The sequence below is a fragment of the Exiguobacterium sp. SH0S2 genome (assembly GCF_004337185.1).
GTDB lineage: Bacteria > Bacillota > Bacilli > Exiguobacteriales > Exiguobacteriaceae > Exiguobacterium > Exiguobacterium aurantiacum_A.
In genome coordinates this window covers 94,963-117,500 of sequence record NZ_SJVB01000005.1, presented here as the reverse complement: position 1 = coordinate 117,500, position 22,538 = coordinate 94,963, and the positions used below count along the sequence as shown (strand labels likewise).

Genomic DNA, 22,538 nt, shown 5'->3' with positions numbered 1-22,538 from the left:
CATGTTTGATTACTGTTTTGACACGTGGAAAGTCAGATTTTTAAAGGGGAATGGTGAGGGAAATGGCTTTGGAATGAGCATTTTATCGAAGTGTGATCCGTGTCGGAACGAGGAAGTTTAGAGCAACGAAGGGGCTGTGAGATTTGTTAAACTTTTCCGGTGGGAAGAGGAGAAACGAATGGGTCGAAGCGAGAGAGACGTGCTATACTGTCAGTGAGAAAAAACGACAGGAGTATGATATGCGATACGTAATAAGTTTATGGTTGGCGCTGCTATTGGTCGGTGTCCCGGCCACGGCTCTTGCCGAGACTGAACCGATTGTAGTCCATGACAATGTCATCGTTGAAGAACAGGTCGAGTTATACGAAGGCTTCCGGTCACCAAATGAGATGGTGTTTATTTTCGTTTTAATTGTTCTGTTGTCAGTGATCGGGTTGGGCATTATTAACGCGATTGAATAACGTGAAAACGTTCACAAAACTGCAATAACTATCCCGGAAGCGGTTTCAAATATCTTTTATACTAGGTATGTAGGAAGGAAGTTCTGCACCAACTTCCACTCCTCTTTTCAGATGAACACCCCTCGTTCATATCATGTTTTGGAGTCAACCGACGCCGTCGGTTGACTCCCTTTTTTTTAAAATTGGATGCGTTTCTCTTTGGCTAGCCGGCGAAGTCGTTTCGTTTCATCAGAATGTCCGCGGCTCTCGAGCATATTGACATACACTTTGAACGGTTCTGAACGGTGTGAGAAGAAGGGGATGTACTCAGAAAACAACTTCCGTTCAGCTTCTGACAATTGTCCGCGCTCAACGAGGAGTTCGAGTTCAAGCATTTTAAGTGCTTGATAGTCCTCAAGTGCACTGTCATCGGACGGGGCTTTGGCAAGTGTCCGTTCACAAAGTGTGATGATGCGTTGATGGAATAAATTCCATTCAAACGAAGTGTAGGGTTGCTCAAGAAGTGTAGAGAGTAAGTCGACCCGTGTCGAGTCAACATCTTTTGGGACGTGGAGCGCCGTGTACAAAGAACGATCGATCCACACGTCGGAGGTGGGGGCGTCGAGTTGATAGTAATGAATCAATTGAGTGAGCATCGTGGTTTGCGAGAGTTTCAGCAGTCGAAACGGGTCACTTGTTGAAAATAGGGGCTCTTCCCCTGCCGAAGAGGACAAGAGTAAAAACATTTCCTCATACATCGTCCGTGCCTCTGCTTCATCTTCGGCGTAATACGATAAGTCACGAATGATTTTCTTGGCGTGTATATACCAATTCTTTTGATCGCGTTCGCTCATGATTTGATTTGGCAGCAAGTAGAGGTGATCGTAAGCCAATTCCACGAAGCGTTCAGCGAGGATTACTGTCTGCGAGAGCGAATGTCGCTCGTCTGACGATTTTTGTTCTTTGTAACGAGTGAACTGACTAATCATGTAATCCATATCTTTTTCTTCGATAACGGCTTTAGGGGTGTTTCGGTACATTTCGACGACTAAATCGCGAAGAGTCGTCTCTCCGTACTGTTCAAGTAACATGCGGAGCTTCCCGATGCGCATTAGCTCTCCCTCCCTTCAAAGGACATCGAACGGGCTGCCATGTCTCGTTTATAGGCAGACACCGATTATTATTCCTTTCCCGCTTTTCATTTAAAACAATCCTCGCGTCTCATGCTTAAGACGGATTTTTGCGCTAACCGTTGTCAGAATAGAGTTTGTCGATGATAATGTAGGAAAATCTAAACTATAGAGGTACATCATATGAATGACGATCAACAACTCTCACGTGTCGAACGACGCAGACGTGAATTAGAACGCGAGCGGCTAGAAGAACTGTCTCGCGATGAACAAGTGAATCCGGGTGAGGCAGAAGACGAAGTGATTCGCCCTTCACCAGAGTCGAAGCAAGCGGAAGGACAAGACCATCCATTTTTAGATCGTTCCGATGAAAAACGGACCGAGACGAACAATAATCGAAAACGGAAGGTTCAGGCACCTAAACTGAAGATGCCGTTCGGGAAAAAAGCGAAGCGCCAAAAGCGTGAGGACAAGCGAGAACCTCGCTCTCATGACACGAAAGAGCGTGTTCCGAAGCAGCAAAGCAGCGTACCGCCGAAACAAAAGCCGCAAAAAGACAAGCGCAAGCGCCGAAGTTGGAAAGGAAAGCTCTTGCTCGTCTTGTTGCTCCTCGTGATCGGGGTCGGTTATATGGCATCAAACCCAGTTACGTTCTTAGTCATGGGCAGTGACGCCCGTGTCGGCGAATCGGTGTCCGGTTCACGAACCGATTCGCTTCAGTTGATGGAGTTCGTCCCGCGTTCGCGGACCGTTCAAAACGTATCGATTCCACGAGATACGTATACGACGATCCCTTGTGAACCTGAGCGCGAAGGCGATAAGATTACCCATGCCTTCGCTTATGGAGGCGCTGAGTGTACGGTCGGTGCAGTCGAAGGATTGACCGAGACTTCGGTCGACGGTCAAGTCGTCATCACGTTCGAGACGTTCATGGAATTGATCGACGTCGTCGGCGGAGTGAACATCACGGCCACCCATTCGTTCAGCGAAAAGGGGTTTAATCAAACGTATGAATACACGGAAGGTGTATCGTATTCGATGGACGGGGATATGGCGCTCGCCTACGCGCGACATCGTAAATCGGATACAGACGGTGCCCGTTCAAGTCGCCAAACCGAAGTCATGTCGGCAGTGGCCGACAAGTTGGTAAGCCCGGCCGGATGGTCGAAGATCCCGGCCACGTACAGTTTTATGAAAGATGAGATGGGGCTCGAAATGAATCCGCTGCAAATGGCGTCGGTTGGCCTCACGATGATGCTTCAACCCGAAGTGAACAAACTTCAAGTCGACGGACAAGATGCTTACATTGACAACGTCTACTATTACCAACCGAATGAAGAGAGCGTCCAATCGATTCGTGACGCGCTCGACTTAACGATGTGGGGAACTGTGAGATAATTTTGCGAAACGGGTTTGATTCCGTACGGAAAGAGGAATTTTAATCAAATGAACTACTCTTTTGAGGAGGGAAATTTGAATGAAAGTTTTAGTCATTGGAGCAACAGGAAAGATCGGTAGACGTGTCTTGAAAAGTTTAGCGAAAACGCATCAAGTGACCGCTTTAATTCGTTATCCTGAACTGCAAGCAGAGTACGAAAAAATGGGTGCGCGCGTGCTCACCGTCGATGTTGAAAAAGAGCTTGATAAAAAGATTCACGAGGCGACCGCTGGCCAAGACGCCGTCATCGTCGCTGCGACAGCAGGTGCTGAAGGCACGAGCAAAGAGATTGAACTGCTTGACCGGAACGTCGCGATGAAAGCGATTGACGCCGCTAAAAAAGAGCGCGTCCGTCACGTGGTCTTACTAAGCGCATACGGTGCCGATCGACCAGACGCGGGCCCGAAAGAACATTACAACTTCTTGTCTGCGAATAATGCGGCCGATGAGTATATCGAACATAGCGGCTTGAACTACACGATCATTTGCCCAGTGGCAATTATAGATGGACCTGGAAAAGGGTCGATCGAAGCTTCAGAAGACTTAAGTGACGCCTCAGGCGCCACGATTTCCGAGACGGACGTCGCGACAGTCATTGCTGCCTCGCTCGATAATCGGGGCTTGTACGGACGTCGGATTGAAATTAGATCAGGAAGTACACCGATCAACGATGCACTCGATTTTGATAGTCGAGGCGAAGCCGCGACAGCTGGAAGAACGACACTTCGTCGACCACAGCGATGACCGAAAAAATGAAGGAGAAGGTGTCTTGATGGAACGAAAACTGTACAAAGATCCGTCTGACCAAATGATAGCAGGCGTTTGCTCGGGGCTCGGGAAGTACCTCGGAGTAGACGTGACGTTGATGCGGATCATCTTCGTCGTTCTCGCCTTATTCGGCGGACCGGGCTTGTTAATTTATATCGTGCTCGCGATTGTCATGAAAAAACCGCCTTCAGAGTATGAGGCGGAACAAGAAAGCCGCTTCTAACGAAAACGTGCTGACCAATGCGGTCAGCACGTTTTTTCATTCCGTATAGAGCGTGTAAGTCGCTTCGAACGTTTCGTTCGGTGCGAGCAACTGCATATCTTCTTTTTGACGGATGTCTTTACGATGTCCTTTATAATCGGCATGACCGAACCAAGGTTCGAGGCAGGCGAACGGGGCGTCAGACTGAGGCGGTGACCAAATCCCGAAATGGGTGAATGTCGGGCACTCCATGACGATGGCGCGACCGCTCGGTTGGTGGCGCAGTGCAGCATACTCGATATTTTCGAAAATTAAAGCGTCTTGGTCGAACAAGTGATGCGAGAGCGGGATGTAGCGGCGTTCGCCGAGCGGTTGATAGGCGCCGGTCAAATAAGGACCCTCTAACAATAAGCGATCAAGTGAGCGCGTCTCACCGAAATCGATTGTATACTCTTCGAACACCCCGCCCGCGAACGGGATATTGAAGGCAGGGTGTCCGCCGATGCTGAACGGTAACACCTCGTCGCCGCCGTTTCGGACGCGATATGTCACGTTCAATTCCTCGCCGATCAGTCGATAGTCCACGTGAAGTTCGAACGGGAACGGATAGTGTTTCTGTGTCTCGACCGAGTCACGGAGAACGAACCGGACGTGTGTATCAGACGATTCTGCGACTTCGAACGTCTCATCGCGAGCGAATCCGTGTTGGCTCATCGTATACGTCAAGCCATCATATAAGTAACGGTCATCCAACAATCGTCCGACGAACGGGAATAAAATCGGGGCTTGTCGTCCCCAATACGTAGGGTCGCCTTGCCAGAGTAGCTCGGTCCCGTCGACTTTCCAACTCGTCATTTCCGCGCCTTGCGCTTTCAAAGTGACACTGACTTTTTCATTGTGAAGTTGCACGATAGTTCCGCTCCTTTGAGTGAATGTGATAAGTTAAGTTTAGAAATGAATAGGACAGAGAACAAGGGGTAAATGATGCGATTTCATAAACTGGCTATTGGATTGATTATGGCGGGACTGATCGCCGGTCTGGGCTATAAAGGGTATGACGAATACAAGGCGAGTCAAGCGAGCGAACAGACTGACCGTGTCGCGACGGACGACACGGTTCTCGGTGGTCTCGAGATCGGTCAACGCGCGCCCGCCTTCGAACTGGAGACAATCGAAGGGGAAACGTTGGCACTTGATGCATACGCAGGACAGCAAGTCGTCTTAAACTTCTGGGCATCGTGGTGCCCGCCTTGCCGAGAAGAACTGCCGGAATTGATCGAGTTCGGCGAAGAAACCGGGATTCCGGTGCTCGGGGTGAACGTCACGAAAAATGAGCGACGCGGCAGACAAGACGTCGAGGCGTTTTTGAAAGAAGTCCCGGTCAGCTTCCCGGTATTATTGGACGAAGCAGGCACGGTGGAGAAGACGTACCGCGTCGTCGCTTTGCCGACAACGTATGTCGTCGGTCCGGACGGTGTGATTACAGCCAAACAAGTCGGTCCGGTCGACTTTAACTGGTTACGCGAACAGACAAAATGAACGTACAAAGACAGACTGGAAGAGAACCGGTCTGTCTTTGTTTACTTTTTATAATGTTGTTTGATGAGCGCATCGAAATTCGGTGTCATGTCTTCTTCAAGATAATAATGGTGGTTATCTCGAATGATCGTATCGCCAACCCGTGCTTCTGATGGCAAGAATCGTCGTGGGATAAAACTTGAGCCGTTGTTCCAACGTAACACGGCGTATTTCCCTTCGACTCGCACCAACGTGCCGTATTTGATCATGCCTCTTCCTCCTCAGCGAACAGCTTTCTGTCTCTTTTATTCTTATAGAGTGTATTCCCACATTCCATAAAACCTACACATATTTGAATGTTGCTACACAAACGAAGGAGAAGTAAACAACGATCAGTAATTGTGAAGAAAGTTAGAAGAAAACGCTTTCTTTTTGAAATGTTTTCTTCTATAATGAAGGCACGGGGTGATTATGACGAATTTGTGAACAATGGGGGTATGGTCAATGTTTTCATCAGCTATGATCGGATTGCTCGCTCTTACCGGAGTGACGATTTATGGGATTGACCGTATGTTCACGGTCCGTTCAGAACGCATCACAAAGAAATAGGTTTACATAGGGGGATCGCAACGTCTTGGGGAGACGTTGCGATTTTTTTGCGTCAATAGTCGCGTTGGCGTGCCTCGCGCTCATGCTCTTTTTGTTCGACATGTTTTCGATTGCGTTCGTGAACCCGGTTAAAAAAGGCGTGCTCAGGCCAAAGCGAGGACCAGACGCGTTCTTCAGGCAAAGCGAGGATATATTCTTCGGCAGCGCTGAGTCGCTCAATCATCTTACTGCGGTCATCACATAGGTCGCCGTGGCCGGGGATGAGCCAACGGATCTCGTGTTCGTAGACGGCGGATTGAAGTTTTTGAAGCGATTCGAGATACGCTTCCGCGTCGTGCTCAATGAACGGTGGTTCGATGTTCGATCCGTAATCACCGCACACGAGCAGACGCAACGGTTCGACAATGAGTGACATATGGGTCGCTTCATGTCCTGGCGTCAAGTAGAACGTGATCGGGGTAGCACCGAGCTCGACCGTACTGTCTTCGGAGATGATGATGTCGACGACCGGCTTTTGAATCGGGCGGTCGATGTAATACTGTTCGTAGAACGTTTTAATCTCTTCAAGTTGGGCGCTGGCGTCTGTTTCGACGAACGCTTTTGAAGCAATCACGGTCGCATCAGGGAAAGCGTAAGCGCCGATGATATGGTCATAGTGCTGGTGCGTATAAATGACGTACAATTTCTTACCTTGTCGCTTCAACTCGATGTCGCGACGGATGGTCGCAACTTCTTCTGGCAACCAGTTCGGGTCGATTAAGATGAGGCTGTCTTCAGTGTCGATCAAAGTCGATGTGGTTCGCATTAAAGCACTCTCATAAACGGTAAATGGCTGTAGGCGGACTTGAATCATGGTGATCCCTCCTTCATATCTCCAATTCTTTTCCCGAATCGGTCTCATTTAAGCGTGACGTCAAAAAACAAAAGAGCAGGAAGTCGAATGACCTCCTGCTCGTTACATGGTGTGCACCATGTGGTTATGTGTGCGAGTTAAGCCTCGCGAATATGTCGGAAATTGGAGCGGGTGAAGAGAATCGAACTCTCGTCATCAGCTTGGAAGGCTGAGGTTTTACCATTAAACTACACCCGCACATTCAAGTATGAAATTTAAAATTGGAGCGGGTGAAGAGAATCGAACTCTCGTCATCAGCTTGGAAGGCTGAGGTTTTACCATTAAACTACACCCGCGAAACGCTTAACGTTACGGTAATATAATAGCACACGATTTAACCTTTGCAAACCCTTTTTCGAAAAAACATTAGTTGTGGCGGATAGGTGGTCTTGCTAAGATAATAGAAGAGGGGAGTGGGACGGGCATGAGCGAACGAAAATCTTATTTGAAGATGATGAGTGAAGGGTTTCGCATGATGAACCAGGCGAAACAAGTCGAACAAACTGTAACGCTCCGTCAATGGACGTTCTCGGTGCGGCATGAGTCGATGTGGCATGTGATTTTACGGGCTGACCGGCTAAAATGGGTCAGTTCACCGACCGAGACGTTGGTCATCGAGCCGATGTTCGTTCAAATCGGAGCGTTGCATCTCACGCGCCACGTTGAAACGAACGAGGTACGTTTGAAAATCGAGGAAGAATGGGGAATTGAAAGTAAGATCGTCTGCGACGACCAAGAGTGGGAACGATTCGTCGAAGCGCTCAAACAATTGAAGGGGGAGTAGTCGTGAGTCGAGAACGACTGTATCGGATTGAAGCGGAAGCCCGTGGCAGCGCTTGGCGGGCCCGCGTATTGACCGGCATCCAACGGTTCCGCTTTTTTAAAGGGGAACTGCTCGCACCGACTGAACGACCCTATGTCGTCTTGAGCATCTCCCAAGACGCGGGGGCGTTACCCGATTTGATTGAGACGGATATGGGCGTCTTGCTCATCCACGAACGAATCGGACCCATCTTTATGAATCTATGTCCGTACGACATCCAGCTCGTCCGGGTTGAACTGCATACGAGTACCGGCAAGACCGATCACTATTGCGCGCTCAACGTCTTACGCCGATTTGAGATCGAGCACCTCGAGGATTCCGGTGAATATCGTCCGTTAAGCGAGGATCGTCTCTACTTTCTGTCCCGACAAACCGTTCGGATGGATTTATGCGGACATATGATCGCCCAAGATCGAAACAGCCAACGCCTTTACGTGACGGAGCGGCTCAAATATGCGCTGCAAGCCAAAATGGTCACCGGCCTGACATTCAAGAAAACGAAGGAGCAATTAGCATGAAAGAATACGAAATCGACGGGTGGCTTCGTTTATCCTACCCAGAGCACTATGAATACAATGAAGAAGAGGATCACGTCAGCTTCTATTCGGTGGAGGAAGATGCGCAAGGCACGCTTCAAATGTCTATCTATGAAGCAGAGGAGGCCCAGGCCCCTGAAGATGCGGCGCTGCAAGAACTGAATACCTTTTTAGGGGAGTTCCCGATCGACATTAAAGTCGCACCGAGCGTGACGGATCAATCGGGCGGCATGACGACGGCTTACGCGAGTGGGATTGAAGACGACATGTATTTGGACGTCTGGTCGCTCACGGACGGGAAGCGCCTGTTGTTTTTGACGTACGTCGCCGACAAGAAGACGGATGAAAAGTTAGAGATCGAAGCGATCGTCGATTCCATCGAATGGACATGAAAAGAGACACGAAGCCAAGTTGGCTCGTGTCTCTTGTTCGTTATTGGAACTTTGGTACGTCGAAGTGAACTGTGTACGAATTAAGTTGGCTATACACGTTATTGATTCGATGCGTTTGTTTTAAAGCCCAACCGATATCGGTCGCATATTGATGCACACCCGGTCGGTCTGGGTTGAAACGCATCTTATAAAGTGTATTTTGTTTATAGGTTGGGTGATTGATGTATTGTTCGCTAATCCATCTAGCACCATCTTTAATTGCAATCTCTGGTGTGAACCACTTCTGCTCGAACGCGAATTTCGCGCCTAAAACAACGGGATTGCTATCTGAAGCTCGGATGCCGTACATATTGTAGACTGTAGCCGCAACAGGACGTTCAGGATAGATGCGTGTACCGCTATTATTAATTAATGCGTTGCCGTCTTTATCGACAGGAACCCCTTTAGATAAAAGTGATGAACCATACCCTGTTTCATGTGTAGCGTGGGCAAGCAAATAGACTTCATTTACATTATATTGTTTTCCTGAGTCGATGAAGAGTTGTCCTTTATCGGTTAACGTTCCGCTCAATCTGCCGTTGTTATTGAGGACTTTATTCAACATCGGGGCAGTCGTTCCTGCATTCTTCGTCAAGTCGAGGAATTGATAAAATCCACCTGAACCAACTGTGAAATGATCAGGGTTTGTAAACGCATCAATTTCAGACAACGAAGCGTGACGCCAAACATGATCGTAAATACGAACGTTATGTCCGCCTGGTCGGTAGTACGGACCGATTAAATAGTAATTTCCGACTTGTCCCGTAATACGGACTGTTTCACCAGGGTTAATATGTCCGTATACATGTGAATTCAGATTATCTAAACTAAGAAGTTTTGCTTCTCCGACAACGGAAGAGGCCGGAACGTATCCGATCATTGGACCATAAGAAACTTTGTACCACGTCGAGATGCCGCTCGGACGCTCCATATATTGAAGAAGAGCGCCGCTTGGGATTGTCGCCAACACTTCGGCGTTATTGCTTGACGGATTTTTTTGCAAGTTAATCGATCGAACTGTTTGAAGAGGTGTATGAGTGATCACACCAGTAGACCCGGTGACTTTTACCCACGAACGCGGTAAGTAAGTCGCTTTCGTTTTATTCGCGTCTGTCAGCCCGGAATTGGCGGCTTGGCGTTCGGCCATCCCGCGAACTGTCATTGGATAGTCTGTATACGATACAATGCGTTGGATACCAGTAGCTGGCGGCGTCGTCGTAACGGGTGCCGTATAACTCAAATGGATATAGCCGCCGACGAAACTTCCGCTCGTCAAGATGCCCCATTCCGTATTCAAGACAGGTTTCACTTTTACAATCGTGCCATGGATAAGGGTGCCGATGGCGGCATTTCCAGTCCCAGGAGTCGGCCGGACGTTCAGTGGCGTACCGCTTGAGATGACTTGTACTTCAAGCTCAGGTCCGTATTGTTCGGTTGAAGTCGACGGGGCTGTGAGCGAGAAGTTACGTGCTGCGACATACCCAGTCGTGTTTGCGTAACGAACTTTGAACCATGAGCCCGTCGCGCCGTGCGCCGACAGCTGATCGACTTTTGCACCGACCGGGATCGTTTGAAGGACGTTTCCGCGCGTCGAAGTCGAAGAGTACATCGTCGCCGTCTCTTTAGCGTAGTAAGGTGTGACCTGTTCTGCGACTTGTGACTCAGATAAGTTTCGCATCGGTACGTAACCTGTCAACGAGCCGGCTGCGACTTTCGCCCAAGACCCGGTCGTACCGTGTGTCGAGATCAATTTAACGCTTGTCGCGATTTGAAGTGTGCCGACTACTTTTCTTGAAGTCGACATCGAATTGAAAATACTTGATGTCGATTTGACGTACATCGTTGTCGGTTCGACTGTCACGAGCGGCTGCAAGTTCCGTTTCGCGACATAGCCCGTCTTCCCGCTGTATGTCACTTTGGCCCACGATCCGGTCGCGCCGTGCTCCGAGAGGAACGTTACTTTCGCACCTTTCGGGATCGCAATCAGGGTTGGGGACGTTGAAATCATCGAGCTATGCATCGTCGTGTTTGTTGTCGTACTATGCGTCGGGTTCGCTTGGGGTGCCACGGTTTCGCCTCCTACTTGAGAGAAGTAGCGTTGAGCCACATAGCCAGTTTTCCCGCCGTATGTGACTTTGAACCATGATCCAGTCGCGCCGTGCGTCGATATGTAAGTGACGGTCGCACCTTTTGGAATCGTTGTAACGATTGAAGCGCTCGTTGTCATCGCCGAGCGCATATTGACGGTCGCATTAGCTGTATACGTTTTGGTTGTTGCCGCTTTCGTGACGGTAGACTTCAACGTTAAGTACGAGGAAGAAACGTATCGCTTTTGACCTTGAAACTCGATTTGGGCCCAGTTGTTGCTTGTCGAATAAACTTGTACAGCAGTTCCTTTCGTCAACTTGCCGACAATCGCTGCCGAAGTCGACGTAGACGACCGGACGTTCAAAATGGAGGTATTCACCGTGCCTTCGTATGTTGCTGCATATGACTCGGTCGGTCCGATCATGCTCAATACTGTGCTAGAGATGAGGACGGCCGCGCTCAGTCGTGTAATAGTTGGTTTCAATGTGTTACCCCTTTCATTCCATATACTTCAATCTATAAGTGTTCTTCGTAGTGCGCGGTCTAAGTATAGCGCACTTAAAAAATGGAAAGAAGATGAAAAATTTCAAAAAAGGTAAATGAATTAGAAAGTCGTTGGTTTAAAATGTAAAAATAAAAAAACCTCCATTTAATAGGAGGTTTTTCCATGTCTTAGCTTAAAGGTTGCGCAAGAGCCAACTGCTTATATCGGTCCACACTTCGTCGCGTTGCCGTTCGCGGAGCACTTCGTGACGCGCGTTGTCGTAAGACAGCACCGTCAGCTCGACTTCTGCTGCCTGATAGTTTCGAACAATCCCTTTCAACCCTTCCCCGTCGTGTACGACCGGGTCGTCCGTTCCGGCGACGAAGAGGATCGGGAGCGTCTTCGGATGTTCATGGATACGGGCGAGGGATGTGACCTCTAGCGAAGCGCTAGCTACTTCATATAAGTAACCGAGTGTCGGGATACCGCCGCAGTCCGGGTCGCTGCGGTAAGAGGCCACTTCTTCCGGGACGCTAGAAATCCAATCGTTCTCCGTCTTGCTTGGGAAGAATTTTAAATTGTAGCGCCCGAACAAGAGGCGTTCGAACAGGCGAGAGTGGTAATCGCTCCCTTTCATACGAATTGCCGACCCGATGGCGTAAAGCCCTAGCCGGCCGACGAAACCAGAGCCAGGAGGCGGCGAAATGGCGACGATGCCGGATAGGTTATGACCCATGATTTGACCGAGACGACGGACGAGCAAAGAACCGAAACTATGTCCGATTACAAACGTCGGCAAATCATTTTGATAGTGACCGATCAATGCGACAGCGTCTTCGACCATTTGGTCAAATCCTTCTTTTGGAAGTAAGTGAGCGTATGTGGATTGAGCACGCGCTGATTTTCCAGCTCCGCGAAGGTCGCAAACAAAAACGTTAAATCCAGTTGTTGCCATAAAGTCGGCGAACTCGACATACCTGCCGTGGTGCTCGAGCATGCCGTGAAACAAGAAACAATTTCCAATCGGGTTCGTTGCCGGGACATGCAATACGTGCGTGCGGTACCCGTCTGCGTACGTGTGCTCAATGACGTCCAAAGTCATCCCTCCGTTGTCGTGTGGATTAAAACAATCCGATGGCCTTACCTGTCTCGTCGATGCCCATGTTGAGAGCGGCTGGATGTTTTGGCAGTCCTGGCATCGTCAAGACGTTACCCGTCAAAGCGACGAGGAAGCCGGCACCGACCGACGGTTTCAACTCTCGTACGGTTACCGTGAATCCTTGAACGTATCCGAGTTTTGTCGGATCGTCGGATAGTGAGAACGGTGTTTTGGCCATACAGATCGGCAAATCGTCCCATCCGTTCGCTTTAATTTGAGCCATTTGCTTTTTCGCCGTAGCGGTGAACGTGACGCCGGCCGCTCCGTAAACTTCTCGGGCAATCGTCGTAATCTTCTGTTCGATCGAATCGGTCAGCTCGTAAAGAGGTGTGAGCATGGCTTCGTTCGACTCGACTGTCTCGATGACGGCCTCGGCAAGTGCTTGTCCGCCTTGTCCGCCGCTCGCCCAAACTTCGCTGAGGGCGACGCGGATTTGATGCGTTTCGCACCAGTCGAGCACAGTGTCGAGCTCTGCGATCGAATCTGAATTAAAGCGGTTCAAGGCAACGATGGTTGGCAAACCGAGCTTTGTCATCGTGTCGACATGTTTGGCGAGCAACTCCATGCCTTTTGTGACGGCCTCGACGTTTTCGATGTGGAGTTGGTCTTTGGCGACACCACCATGCATCTTCAACGCGCGGACTGTCGCCACGAGGACGACCGCATCAGGACTTAAGTTGCCGATACGCGATTTAATATGACAGAACTTCTCGGCGCCAAGATCAGCTCCGAAGCCGGCCTCGGTGACGACGTATTCGCCGAGCTTCAAGGCAGTCTTTGTCGCGATGAGCGAGTTACAGCCGTGAGCGATGTTCGCGAACGGGCCGCCGTGGACGAGAGCCGGGGTCTGTTCAAGTGTTTGGACCAAGTTTGGCTTGAACGCCTCTTTCAGTAAGAGTGTGGCCGCACCGGCCGCACCAATCTGTTCAGCCGTGACGGGTTCATTATCGAAGTCGTAGGCGACGACGATCCGCTTAATACGCGCCTCTAAATCGGCGAGCGAATCGGCGAGGCAAAGGATCGCCATAATTTCTGAGGCGACGGTGATGTCAAAACCGTCTTCGCGCGGGACACCGTGTGCGGCTCCGCCAAGTCCGACCGTCACGTGGCGAAGGGCACGGTCGTTCAAGTCGAGGACGCGCTTCCAGACGATTTTCCGAACGTCGATTTTTAGGTCGTTGCCTTGATGAAGGTGGTTGTCGAGCATGGCGCTGATCGTGTTGTGGGCTGACGTGATGGCGTGCATGTCACCCGTGAAGTGGAGGTTGATGTCTTCCATCGGCAAGACTTGGCTGAATCCGCCGCCGGCCGCTCCGCCTTTTAGCCCCATCGTCGGGCCGAGTGACGGCTCGCGGAGACAGACGATCGCTTGTTTATCGAGTCGGTTCAACGCTTGACCGAGTCCGACGGTGACCGTCGATTTTCCTTCTCCGGCGGGCGTCGGATTGATGGCTGTGACGAGGACGAGCTTGCCGTCTGCTCGAGTCTTCACTTGTTCGAGCAAATCGAACGACAGTTTTGCTTTGTATTTCCCGTAAAGGTCGAGATCATCTTCTTGTAGGCCGAGCTTTTCAGCGATTTGCTTGATGGGGAGCATGTCCGCTTGTTGGGCGATCGCTAAGTCAGATAACGGTTTGATTGTCGTCATGTATAAATTCCCTCCACTTTCGAACGTTTTACTAGTATTATGTTTGATTCATTCGTGATTCGAGCCATAATTCGGATCGTTTCTCTAATATAAACTGGCTCGTTCGTATTGTCATTGACTTTATCATAACGCATCAGTTCTGCAAATTCACTAATTGAGTTCAATATATTCCACCCATTCCGTCAAATGTATCCGTTTTCATTTTATTTCATTGCAGGTAAATTGATAGTGGAGGCGATGAAGATGATTGAAACACCGAAGCGAAGCAAACAGAGACGGAATTGGAAGAAGCCGGCAAGCTTTATCGCATTTGTCGGTCCGGCCTTTTTGGCGTTCGTGGCCATTGTACTCATCCCGTTCTTTAACGGGATCTATTACAGTTTCACGGACTGGAACGGGGTGACCGGTCAGTTGAACTTTGTCGGATGGGATAACTATCATCGACTCTTGTTCGAGGACGCCCAGTTCCGTTCGTCGTTTTGGATCACGACGAAATACACGATCGTGGCCGTCATCATGACGAACATTGTCGGCTTTTCATTGGCGCTACTGTTGACGATGAATATTAAGACGCGAAATATATTGCGAACGGTCTTCTTTATGCCGAACTTGATTGGCGGACTCATCCTTGGTTTCATCTGGCAATTCATTTACGTGAAAGGATTCGAGTCGATCGGATCATTGACCGGCTGGAGCCTGTTCGAGCTGCCGTGGCTCGGCGACGCCCAGACAGCGTTTTGGGGAATCGTCATCGTCGCGATCTGGCAAGGCGGGGGCTACGTGATGGTCATCTATATCGCGGCGCTGCAGAACGTGCCTACGGATTTGCTCGAGGCGGCCCGGATCGACGGGGCGAACCGGTTGAAAATGTTGCGCCATATCACGCTCCCGATGATCATGCCATCGATTACGATCTGTCTGTTCTTGACGATCTCCTGGTCGTTCAAAGTATTCGATACGAATTTGTCGCTCACGAACGGAGGACCGTTCAAATCGACCGAGATGCTCGCCTTGAACATTTATACAGAGTCGTTCGTGAACAACAATTACGGTCTCGGCTCGGCGAAAGCGGTCATCTTCTTCCTCGTCGTCGCGGCGATCACCGTCACCCAAGTGTATTTGACGAAAAAACGGGAGGTGCAGGCATGACGACGGAAAAAATTGAACAGTTCGAACCAAAAATAGATCAGACGCCGAGACGGCAGTTGCCGCAAAAGCCGCTGCGGACGAGCGGATATACGACCGGCCTTGGCCTCATCGAATTGGTCGCTATTTTACTAGGACTGTTGTATCTCGTCCCGTTTTATTACGTCATCGTCAACTCATTCAAGTCGATCGCTGAGATTTATACGAACACGTCCGCACTCCCAAACGTCTGGCTCGGATCGAACTATACGGAAGCGTGGGAGGCGATGAACTATGGCCGCGTCTTTTTGAACTCGCTTTTGATCACGGCCGGCGCGAACATCGTCATCGTCATCTTCACGTCGATGGCGGCATGGAAGCTCGTCCGGACGAAACATTGGATCTCGACCGTCATCTTCTTCTTGTTCGTCGCGGCGATGGTCATCCCGTTCCAATCGATCATGATTCCGCTCGTGAAAGTATCGAGCGTGCTCGGTCTATTGAACAGTCATTGGGGACTGATGGTCATGTATCTCGGGTTCGGGTCAGGTATTTCGGTGTTCTTATATCATGGCTTCATGAAATCGATCCCGGAAGAGATCGAAGAGGCGGCCATCATCGACGGTTGCTCGACATGGGGGCTGTTCTGGCGGATCGTGTTCCCGCTCTTGAAACCGATCACGGTAACGATCGTCATCTTGAACAGCCTATGGATTTGGAACGATTTTCTGTTACCTTCACTTGTCCTCCGAGACATTGAACTGCGGACGATCCCGCTCGCGACGTTCTATTTCTTCGGACAATATACGAAACAATGGGATTTGGCACTCGCTGGTTTAGTTCTTGGGATCGTTCCGCTCCTCATCTTCTTCTTTGCTATGCAACAGCATATCATCAAAGGGATTACGAGCGGCTCGATCAAATAACCCTTCCCAAGGGATCTCCCTCGTCCGCTACACGGGGGAGAATTTTTTTTAGAAAAGCTGTTGACATTCGTCTGAATATTTATAATAATGAGTTCAATTCAATTGTGAACGACATTGAAAGGACGAGTACACAGAAGACGTAAGCAAAGCGAGCCGGGGAAGGTGAGAGCCCGGACTGAAATCTCTGTCGAAGAACCTCCTGGAGTCGCTACCCGAACGCTTTGCAAGTAGACGTAGCCGGACCGTTCCCCGTTATCGGAACTACGAGATGTTCGTCTCGAAAAAGTGAGTAGATTCGTCTACTAATTTGGGTGGCACCGCGGAGCTTGAAGCCTTCCGTCCCATAGTCCATGGGATTGGAGGGCTTTTTTCTATTGCTCCGTCCCAAATCCCACAATTGGAGGAAGACAAAATGACAACGACAGCAACAAGCATGATGAAGGAAAAACAACAGGCAATCACGGCGGTAAAGGCAATGTTCGAGGACAAGTTCAGCACGGCGCTAGGTCTCACGCAAGTACAGGCACCGCTATTCGTCACATCGGCGAGCGGAGTCAACGATCACTTGAACGGCGTCGAGCGCATCATTCAGTTCGACACACAATATCCGGGACATGAGCTTGAGATCGTCCAGTCGCTTGCGAAATGGAAACGCGAAGCGCTCGGCCGGTACGGGTTCAAAGTTGGCGAAGGGTTGTATACACAGATGCGTGCGATCCGCCGCGACGAAGAACTCGACGCGACACACTCGCTTCATGTCGATCAATGGGACTGGGAACGCGTCATCGCCCGGGAACACCGGACGACCGACTATTTGAAAGCGACCGTCGAATCGATTTATGCGGCCTTGCTTGAAACGGAACGGTCGGTCGAGTCGGCATACGCGATCGAAGCGATTCTCCCTGAGTCGATTCACTTCTTGACGAGCCAAGAGCTAGAAGACCTGTATCCGACGCTGACGCCAAAAGAACGGGAACATGCGATTTGTAAAGAGCATGGCGCGGTCTTCCTCTCACAAATTGGAGGCGCGCTCGCCTCAGGAGAGAAACATGATGGCCGAGCGGCTGACTATGACGACTGGTCGCTCAACGGCGATATTCTCGTCTGGCATCCAGAACTCGAGACGGCGTTCGAACTGTCGTCGATGGGAATCCGTGTCGATGAGACAGCGCTCGCTGAGCAGTTGGTGACAGCCGGCGCGGAAGAGAAGCGGAAGTATCCGTTCCATCAAGCCGTGCTCGAAGGACGTCTCCCACTTACGGTCGGAGGCGGAATCGGCCAGTCACGTGTCGCCATGTATCTGCTCCGGGCCCGTCATATCGGTGAAGTCCAATCGTCGGTCTGGCCGAGCGAGATGGTCGCGGCGTGCGAAGAAGCTGGAATTAGCCTGTTGTAATTATATAGAAGCAAATGAGCCAGGACTTTCTTACGAGAAAGTCCTGGTTTTCTGTACAACATTTTCCACCCTACACGTCAATTTTGACACCTACATAATGGAAGCGTTTTCATTTAAAGTAAGGGTGTACTGATTGGATCGATTATTTTAGTCGACTTACACACCGAGGGAGGAAGCAAGATGAAACGCAAATGGAGATTATCGACAGCTGTGATGACGGCTGGCATGGTATTGACGCTCGCTGCCTGCGGGGGCGGATCGCTCACAGAAGGGGAAGGGTCGGCTGACGGGAACGCGGATAGCGGTGACTCAAAAGATGTGACGTTGAACGTCTTCCAATTTAAAGCCGAAATCGCTAAAGACCTCGAGGCGATGGCGAAAGAATATGAAGAAGAGACGGGCGTCAAAGTAACCGTTCAAACGGTCGGCGGCGGAGCCGACTACGGTGCCGCGCTCAAATCGCAATTCGCATCTGGCAATGAACCGGATATCTTTAACAACGGTGGCTTCACGGAAGCGCAGACGTGGAAAGATAAGTTGGAAGATTTGTCGGATGAAAAGTGGGTCGGTGATTTGACGGAAGTAGCCAAAGAACCGATGACGATGGACGGGAAACTGTACGGTATGCCGATGAACCTTGAAGGCTACGGTTTCATCTACAATAAGGAGCTGTTTGAGAAAGCGGGCATCAGTGAACTGCCGAAGACGCTGTCTGAATTGACGGACGCGGCTGAAAAATTGGACAAGGCGGGCATCACCCCGTTCTCGGTCGGATACGCGGAGTTTTGGATTCTCGGCATCCACTTGCTCAACATCCCGATGGCACAACAAGATGATCCCGATGCGTTCATCCAAGCGCTCAACGACAACAAAGAGAAGTTCGAAGACAATGAGCAGTTCCAACAGTTCTTGAAACTGTTCGACCTGACCATCAAATACGGCAACAAGAACCCGCTCACGACGGACTACAACACGCAAGTCACACAGTTCGCCCAAGGCGAGACAGCGATGCTCCAGCAAGGCAACTGGGCCCAACAGATGATTCTCGACGTGAATCCGGACATCGAGATGGGCTTCGTACCGATTCCGATCAATGATGATAAAGAGAAGATGGACCGCTTGCCGGTCGGCGTCCCGAATAACTGGGTCGTCAACAAAAACTCACAATATAAAGAAGAAGCGAAAGACTTCCTCGAGTGGATGGCGACGTCAGACACAGGAAAAGACTACATGGTCAACAAGTTCAAGTTCATCCCGGCGTTCAAGTCGATCGAAGCGAACGACCTCGGACCACTCGCTGACGATATCCTTGCCTATTCGAACGAAGGCAAGACGATCTCATGGAACTGGTTCAAGTATCCGGACGGCGCGGTCAACGAGTATGGTGCCTTGATGCAAGCGTACGTCGGCGGTCAGAAGACCGGTGACGAGATGCTCCAAGACTTCACAAAAGTATGGATGGATAAAGCTAAATAAAGAAAACACAAGCAGCGAACTGACCCCTTCGCCGCTTGTGTTTTTTTTATGAAGAAACTGTCACAGGAATCCCATAAAAAGCACACACATACCCCCCTAGGTTTTCGTACAATATGTTTTGTAAGCGATTGATCAAGAGGAGGGGTTATGAGACAACTAAAACTTGGATTGCTCATCGGCTTGTTGTTCGCAGCCCCGTCTGTCCACGCGGAGTCCGATTTAGTGACGCTTGACGAACCGATCGTGGTCCGTTCGAATGAGACGTTTGACGGTGCGGGGAAACGCTTCGTCAGCTGCAATGAACCGGCGTTTCGGTTAGAAGGGACCGGGGCGGTGCTCGAGAATGTTTTGGTCGAACAGTGCCGGCAGACGGACGTGGCTGCCATACAAGTCTCAGGGCTTGGCCATCAGCTGATCGATGTGACCGTCGAAGCGTCCGGGACCGGTATCGTAGTGGAAGACAGCTACGGGGTAAGGCTCGTCCGTCCCGTCATCTCGGGGTCTAATCAACACGAGGGCATCTCGCTATTGAACAGCGAAGCGGCTTTGATCAAAGGGGCGGTCATCGACCGAGTCCGTGACGGGATCTACATCGAGAACGGGTCGGGTCACCAGCTGATTCGACCGAGCGTTGCCGATGCTAGATACGGTGTCCATCTCATGTTTCCGACAGACGTGTCGATCAATTTGCCGAACCTCCGGCGCAACGGAGCAGGTGCGATGATCATGGGGACAGAGCGCGTCGTCATCGAGAACGGACAAATCCATGACCAAGTCGGCGCGACGGCGACCGGGATCATGTTGTTTGAAGCAGTCGAGACGACGTTGCGTGCCAACGCGATCTTCGGCAATCGGATCGGGATTTATGCGGAAAAATCGGAGTGGACGACGATTCATGACAACGGTGTAAACGGCAATGATGTAGGACTGCGCTTGAAGTCGGCGAACGGGATGACGATGGCAGGGAACGACTTGACCGGCAATCGGTATCCGGTCGTCTCGTTTGAGTCGGCAGACAATGTGATTCAAGGAAACGATTGGGGCGGACAGACGCTCGATTTGACACGCGACGGGTTCAGTGAGATCCCGTTTCGGGCCGACCCGTACTTGTTTTTATTGGCCGATTCATATGAAGCGTTCGAGTTGCTGTACGGTGCCCCGGGGCTAACCGTGCTTGAACGTGTGCTCCGTAGCCCGGACGAGGTCACACTCACGGACGCAGGGCCAATTGTGTCCGCGTTTCGCATCGAGTGGAACGGGTCGTTCGGAGCGGTCGCTTTAACCGGAATGATGGTTTTACTATGGATATTTGGGAGGAAACGATATGACTACGTATAAGAAAATGGCAGGACTATTCGCCGCATCAAGTTTGACGCTCGCACTTGGGGCGTGTTCGAGCGCTGCGGCGGAACCGTTCGATATCGAATGGGGCAAGACCGAGTGTGAAGTGTGCAAGATGAAAGTGATGGATAAACAATTCGCTGCCGAAGCGATTATGGACAACGGGAAAGGCTATGCGTTCGACGATATCGGTTGTTTGATGCGTGACTGGTACCCTGAGCAAACGGAAGAGGACATCGCGGCGATGTATGTGAAAGACTACAATACGATGGACTGGGTCGATTTAGATGAAGGTACGTTTGTCTATAATAAAGAAGCGAAAACGCCGATGGCTTATAACATCGTCTCGTTCGCAAAAGCAGCGGACGCGGAGACGTATGCCGAAGAGAATGGCGGCATGGTGATGGATTTAGACGACTTGAAAGAACACACGTGGGAACGCGGCGAGATGAACGGTCATAAAAAAATGAATTCGGACGACGATGGCGAAGCGAGCGACATGAGTGACGCGCACGATTCGGATGAGTCATCTGACGGTCACGGGCAGTAAGCGATGTTATGGCGGATCGAATGGTCCCGTACGCTGCGTCAGAAAGAAAGTTACGTCTTCTTGCTTGCTTGGGTACTGACACTCGTCTTGCTGGGTGGTCTCGGCCAAGCAATCCCGGTGGCGACGGCGTATACGAACGTCAGCGCGACACTCGTCACGGTGATCGGGCTCGTGTTACCGCTCCTCGTCATGTTGACGACGGCACTGCAGTGGGGCAATGAGCGTGAATCAAAGCGGATGCGACTCGTCTCGACGTTCACGGTGTCGATGCGCCGCGTGGTCTGGATGCGTTACAGCGCATTCCTGGCGACGCAAGGACTCATCATCACGCTTGCGTTCGCGCTCGCCTCGTTCCTTGTTTCGATGCCGCTCGAGACGTGGTTCGTCCTATGGGTGTATGCGTTCGGCCTCACCGCGTACGGTGCCGCAATCGGCACGTTCATCGGCGTCGTCGGACGGACGAGGCTTCGAGCCGTGCTCCTCTCGTTCATCGTCTGGGTCGTCCTCGTTTTACTTTGGCCGACGCTCCTCGTGGCAACGATTGCTTGGCTGCCTTACGGGTCGCAAGCGAGTGCGATGGTCGGGCTTCTGTTTTTGAACGGATTTGAGCTACTGCGCGTCTGGGTGAGCTCGGTCTTGTCGGCACCTGACCTGTTCGGGGCCGTCTATGAAACGTTTATCGGCTGGCTCGGCGACCCACTCGGTAGTTTGACCGTCAGCATCGCGATCTTGAGTGTCGTGTTTGTGTTGTGGTTCGGGACAGCTTGGTTACTTCGACAGGAGGGACGACATGATTCAGCTTGAACAGGTCGGTAAACGCTATGGCGATGTATGGTCGCTCCATCCGCTTGACGGAGCGATTGCCGACGGTCGGGTCGTCGCCTTATGCGGAAGCAACGGGGCTGGGAAATCGACGCTACTGAACATGATGAACGGTACGCTCGCACCGAGTGTCGGTCATATCTCGTTGAACGGGGAGACGCGTGACCGTCGAAAATCGTATAATCAATCGTTTGGTTATATGCCTGATGATTTCGCATTCGATCCGTCGTGGACCGTCGGTGAGACGTTTGCGTATTACGCGTTGCTTCAAGGAGTCAAACCGGATGCGTCTCTATTGAACCGTGTCGGGCTTGACGCCAAGACCCGGCAACAGGTCGGGATGTTGTCGAAAGGGATGCGGCAACGTCTCCTGCTCGCTCAAGCGTTGGTCACGAAACCTGACATTTTACTGCTAGATGAGCCGACGAACGGTCTCGATCCGACGTGGATGCATGTATTGGGCCGACTGTTGCGGGAAGAGGCCGACCGCGGGACGACGGTCGTGTTCTCGACACACCAGCTCGATGTGGCGGCGAGGCTTGCTGACGAAGTCTGGATGCTTGATGCCGGCCGGCTGGCCGGACGTGTCCTCGTTCAAGATGAACAGGCCGCTTACGCCGAAATTAAAAACTTCTTTTTCGAACCGGAAGTTGAGGCTTGTCAAACAGACGCCGCTCGCACAAAATAATAGACAGTTGAAGTGGTGGTCGGAGCCTTCCGGCGCCACTATTTTTGT

The 22,538-nt window shown here is 50.9% G+C and carries 23 protein-coding genes, 2 tRNA genes and 1 other annotated feature; of the genes, 16 read left to right on the top strand and 9 right to left on the bottom strand.

Translation table 11 applies throughout. From position 1 onward, the window contains the following. The first annotated feature begins 239 nt into the window (after positions 1 to 239). Entirely contained in the window at positions 240 to 461 is a 222-nt protein-coding gene (locus EVJ21_RS12840; RefSeq protein ID WP_035385937.1) for a hypothetical protein, read from the top strand. A gap of 176 nt (positions 462 to 637) precedes the next feature. On the opposite strand, the gene EVJ21_RS12835 is transcribed toward EVJ21_RS12840, so the two are convergent. Continuing rightward, complete coding sequence (locus EVJ21_RS12835) at positions 638 to 1,552, bottom strand: hypothetical protein (protein WP_070328874.1); 915 nt, start codon at positions 1,550 to 1,552, stop codon at positions 638 to 640. Between the two features lie 201 nt (positions 1,553 to 1,753). Here EVJ21_RS12835 and EVJ21_RS12830 point away from each other — a divergent pair, with 201 nt between their 5' ends. The 3 genes from EVJ21_RS12830 to EVJ21_RS12820 all read left to right on the top strand — a co-directional run bounded on the left by EVJ21_RS12830 (position 1,754) and on the right by EVJ21_RS12820 (position 3,999). Next, complete coding sequence (locus EVJ21_RS12830) at positions 1,754 to 2,968, top strand: LCP family protein (protein ID WP_131490647.1); 1,215 nt, start codon at positions 1,754 to 1,756, stop codon at positions 2,966 to 2,968. Between the two features lie 79 nt (positions 2,969 to 3,047). Continuing rightward, positions 3,048 to 3,752: an SDR family oxidoreductase gene (locus EVJ21_RS12825; RefSeq protein ID WP_071399121.1), complete on the top strand. Its 705-nt coding sequence runs from the start codon at positions 3,048 to 3,050 to the stop codon at positions 3,750 to 3,752. Positions 3,753 to 3,780: 28 nt separating this feature from the next. Then, a complete protein-coding gene (locus tag EVJ21_RS12820; RefSeq protein WP_016508377.1) occupies positions 3,781 to 3,999 on the top strand; it encodes a PspC domain-containing protein in 219 nt (72 codons plus the stop codon). Positions 4,000 to 4,035: 36 nt separating this feature from the next. On the opposite strand, the gene EVJ21_RS12815 is transcribed toward EVJ21_RS12820, so the two are convergent. Further along, entirely contained in the window at positions 4,036 to 4,887 is an 852-nt protein-coding gene (locus EVJ21_RS12815) for an aldose 1-epimerase family protein (RefSeq protein WP_233589682.1), read from the bottom strand. A 75-nt stretch (positions 4,888 to 4,962) separates the two neighbouring features. Here EVJ21_RS12815 and EVJ21_RS12810 point away from each other — a divergent pair, with 75 nt between their 5' ends. After that, the gene (locus EVJ21_RS12810; RefSeq protein WP_070328877.1) at positions 4,963 to 5,517 is read left to right on the top strand and encodes a TlpA family protein disulfide reductase; all 555 of its coding nucleotides are present in this window, start codon (positions 4,963 to 4,965) and stop codon (positions 5,515 to 5,517) included. A 41-nt stretch (positions 5,518 to 5,558) separates the two neighbouring features. On the opposite strand, the gene EVJ21_RS12805 is transcribed toward EVJ21_RS12810, so the two are convergent. From EVJ21_RS12805 to EVJ21_RS12790, 4 genes are all read right to left on the bottom strand, one after another. Further along, the gene (locus EVJ21_RS12805; RefSeq protein ID WP_016508383.1) at positions 5,559 to 5,765 is read right to left on the bottom strand and encodes a DUF3006 domain-containing protein; all 207 of its coding nucleotides are present in this window, start codon (positions 5,763 to 5,765) and stop codon (positions 5,559 to 5,561) included. 392 nt (positions 5,766 to 6,157) lie between these two features. Next, positions 6,158 to 6,958, bottom strand: coding sequence for an MBL fold metallo-hydrolase (locus EVJ21_RS12800; protein WP_131490646.1), 801 nt, complete (start codon positions 6,956 to 6,958; stop codon positions 6,158 to 6,160). A 163-nt stretch (positions 6,959 to 7,121) separates the two neighbouring features. Next, a tRNA-Gly gene (locus tag EVJ21_RS12795) sits at positions 7,122 to 7,195 on the bottom strand. 24 nt (positions 7,196 to 7,219) lie between these two features. Beyond that, positions 7,220 to 7,293: transfer RNA gene (locus EVJ21_RS12790), tRNA-Gly, on the bottom strand. A 128-nt stretch (positions 7,294 to 7,421) separates the two neighbouring features. On the opposite strand from EVJ21_RS12790, the gene EVJ21_RS12785 reads away from it, so the two are divergent. From EVJ21_RS12785 to EVJ21_RS12775, 3 genes are read left to right on the top strand one after another with little or no spacing between them, the layout of a single operon-like run. Further along, positions 7,422 to 7,781: a hypothetical protein gene (locus EVJ21_RS12785; RefSeq protein WP_070328878.1), complete on the top strand. Its 360-nt coding sequence runs from the start codon at positions 7,422 to 7,424 to the stop codon at positions 7,779 to 7,781. Positions 7,782 to 7,783: 2 nt separating this feature from the next. After that, entirely contained in the window at positions 7,784 to 8,338 is a 555-nt protein-coding gene (locus tag EVJ21_RS12780; RefSeq protein WP_070328879.1) for a hypothetical protein, read from the top strand. Further along, the gene (locus tag EVJ21_RS12775) at positions 8,335 to 8,748 is read left to right on the top strand and encodes a hypothetical protein (RefSeq protein ID WP_070328880.1); all 414 of its coding nucleotides are present in this window, start codon (positions 8,335 to 8,337) and stop codon (positions 8,746 to 8,748) included. The genes EVJ21_RS12780 and EVJ21_RS12775 overlap by 4 nt, the downstream gene beginning before the upstream one ends. Positions 8,749 to 8,788: 40 nt before the next feature. Here EVJ21_RS12775 and EVJ21_RS12770 read toward each other — a convergent pair whose 3' ends face one another. The 3 genes from EVJ21_RS12770 to EVJ21_RS12760 all read right to left on the bottom strand — a co-directional run bounded on the left by EVJ21_RS12770 (position 8,789) and on the right by EVJ21_RS12760 (position 14,166). Then, a complete protein-coding gene (locus tag EVJ21_RS12770) occupies positions 8,789 to 11,359 on the bottom strand; it encodes an SH3 domain-containing protein (RefSeq protein WP_131465703.1) in 2,571 nt (856 codons plus the stop codon). Positions 11,360 to 11,552: 193 nt separating this feature from the next. Beyond that, complete coding sequence (locus tag EVJ21_RS12765; RefSeq protein ID WP_131490645.1) at positions 11,553 to 12,455, bottom strand: alpha/beta fold hydrolase; 903 nt, start codon at positions 12,453 to 12,455, stop codon at positions 11,553 to 11,555. A gap of 25 nt (positions 12,456 to 12,480) precedes the next feature. Continuing rightward, complete coding sequence (locus EVJ21_RS12760) at positions 12,481 to 14,166, bottom strand: formate--tetrahydrofolate ligase (protein ID WP_070328882.1); 1,686 nt, start codon at positions 14,164 to 14,166, stop codon at positions 12,481 to 12,483. A 243-nt stretch (positions 14,167 to 14,409) separates the two neighbouring features. On the opposite strand from EVJ21_RS12760, the gene EVJ21_RS12755 reads away from it, so the two are divergent. From EVJ21_RS12755 to EVJ21_RS12720, 8 genes are all read left to right on the top strand, one after another. Further along, a complete protein-coding gene (locus EVJ21_RS12755; protein ID WP_070328883.1) occupies positions 14,410 to 15,315 on the top strand; it encodes a carbohydrate ABC transporter permease in 906 nt (301 codons plus the stop codon). Continuing rightward, positions 15,312 to 16,217, top strand: coding sequence for a carbohydrate ABC transporter permease (locus EVJ21_RS12750; protein ID WP_236636590.1), 906 nt, complete (start codon positions 15,312 to 15,314; stop codon positions 16,215 to 16,217). The genes EVJ21_RS12755 and EVJ21_RS12750 overlap by 4 nt, the downstream gene beginning before the upstream one ends. 105 nt (positions 16,218 to 16,322) lie before the next feature. Beyond that, positions 16,323 to 16,564 (top strand) — a binding site (T-box leader). 65 nt (positions 16,565 to 16,629) lie between these two features. Further along, positions 16,630 to 17,613, top strand: a complete 984-nt coding sequence (gene asnA / locus EVJ21_RS12745; RefSeq protein ID WP_070328884.1) for an aspartate--ammonia ligase — start codon at positions 16,630 to 16,632, stop codon at positions 17,611 to 17,613. A gap of 180 nt (positions 17,614 to 17,793) precedes the next feature. Beyond that, the gene (locus EVJ21_RS12740; protein WP_070328885.1) at positions 17,794 to 19,089 is read left to right on the top strand and encodes an ABC transporter substrate-binding protein; all 1,296 of its coding nucleotides are present in this window, start codon (positions 17,794 to 17,796) and stop codon (positions 19,087 to 19,089) included. Positions 19,090 to 19,236: 147 nt separating this feature from the next. Continuing rightward, entirely contained in the window at positions 19,237 to 20,427 is a 1,191-nt protein-coding gene (locus EVJ21_RS12735) for a right-handed parallel beta-helix repeat-containing protein (RefSeq protein WP_131443902.1), read from the top strand. Further along, on the top strand, positions 20,414 to 20,980 hold the full coding sequence (locus tag EVJ21_RS12730; RefSeq protein WP_201739011.1) for a nitrous oxide reductase accessory protein NosL: 567 nt from the start codon (positions 20,414 to 20,416) through the stop codon (positions 20,978 to 20,980). The genes EVJ21_RS12735 and EVJ21_RS12730 overlap by 14 nt, the downstream gene beginning before the upstream one ends. Before the next feature lie 3 nt (positions 20,981 to 20,983). Beyond that, positions 20,984 to 21,784 (top strand): ABC-2 transporter permease, encoded by an 801-nt coding sequence (locus tag EVJ21_RS12725; RefSeq protein ID WP_070328888.1) that lies wholly within the window; start codon positions 20,984 to 20,986, stop codon positions 21,782 to 21,784. Continuing rightward, a complete protein-coding gene (locus EVJ21_RS12720) occupies positions 21,771 to 22,490 on the top strand; it encodes an ABC transporter ATP-binding protein (protein ID WP_131490644.1) in 720 nt (239 codons plus the stop codon). The genes EVJ21_RS12725 and EVJ21_RS12720 overlap by 14 nt, the downstream gene beginning before the upstream one ends. The last annotated feature ends 48 nt before the right edge of the window (positions 22,491 to 22,538 follow it).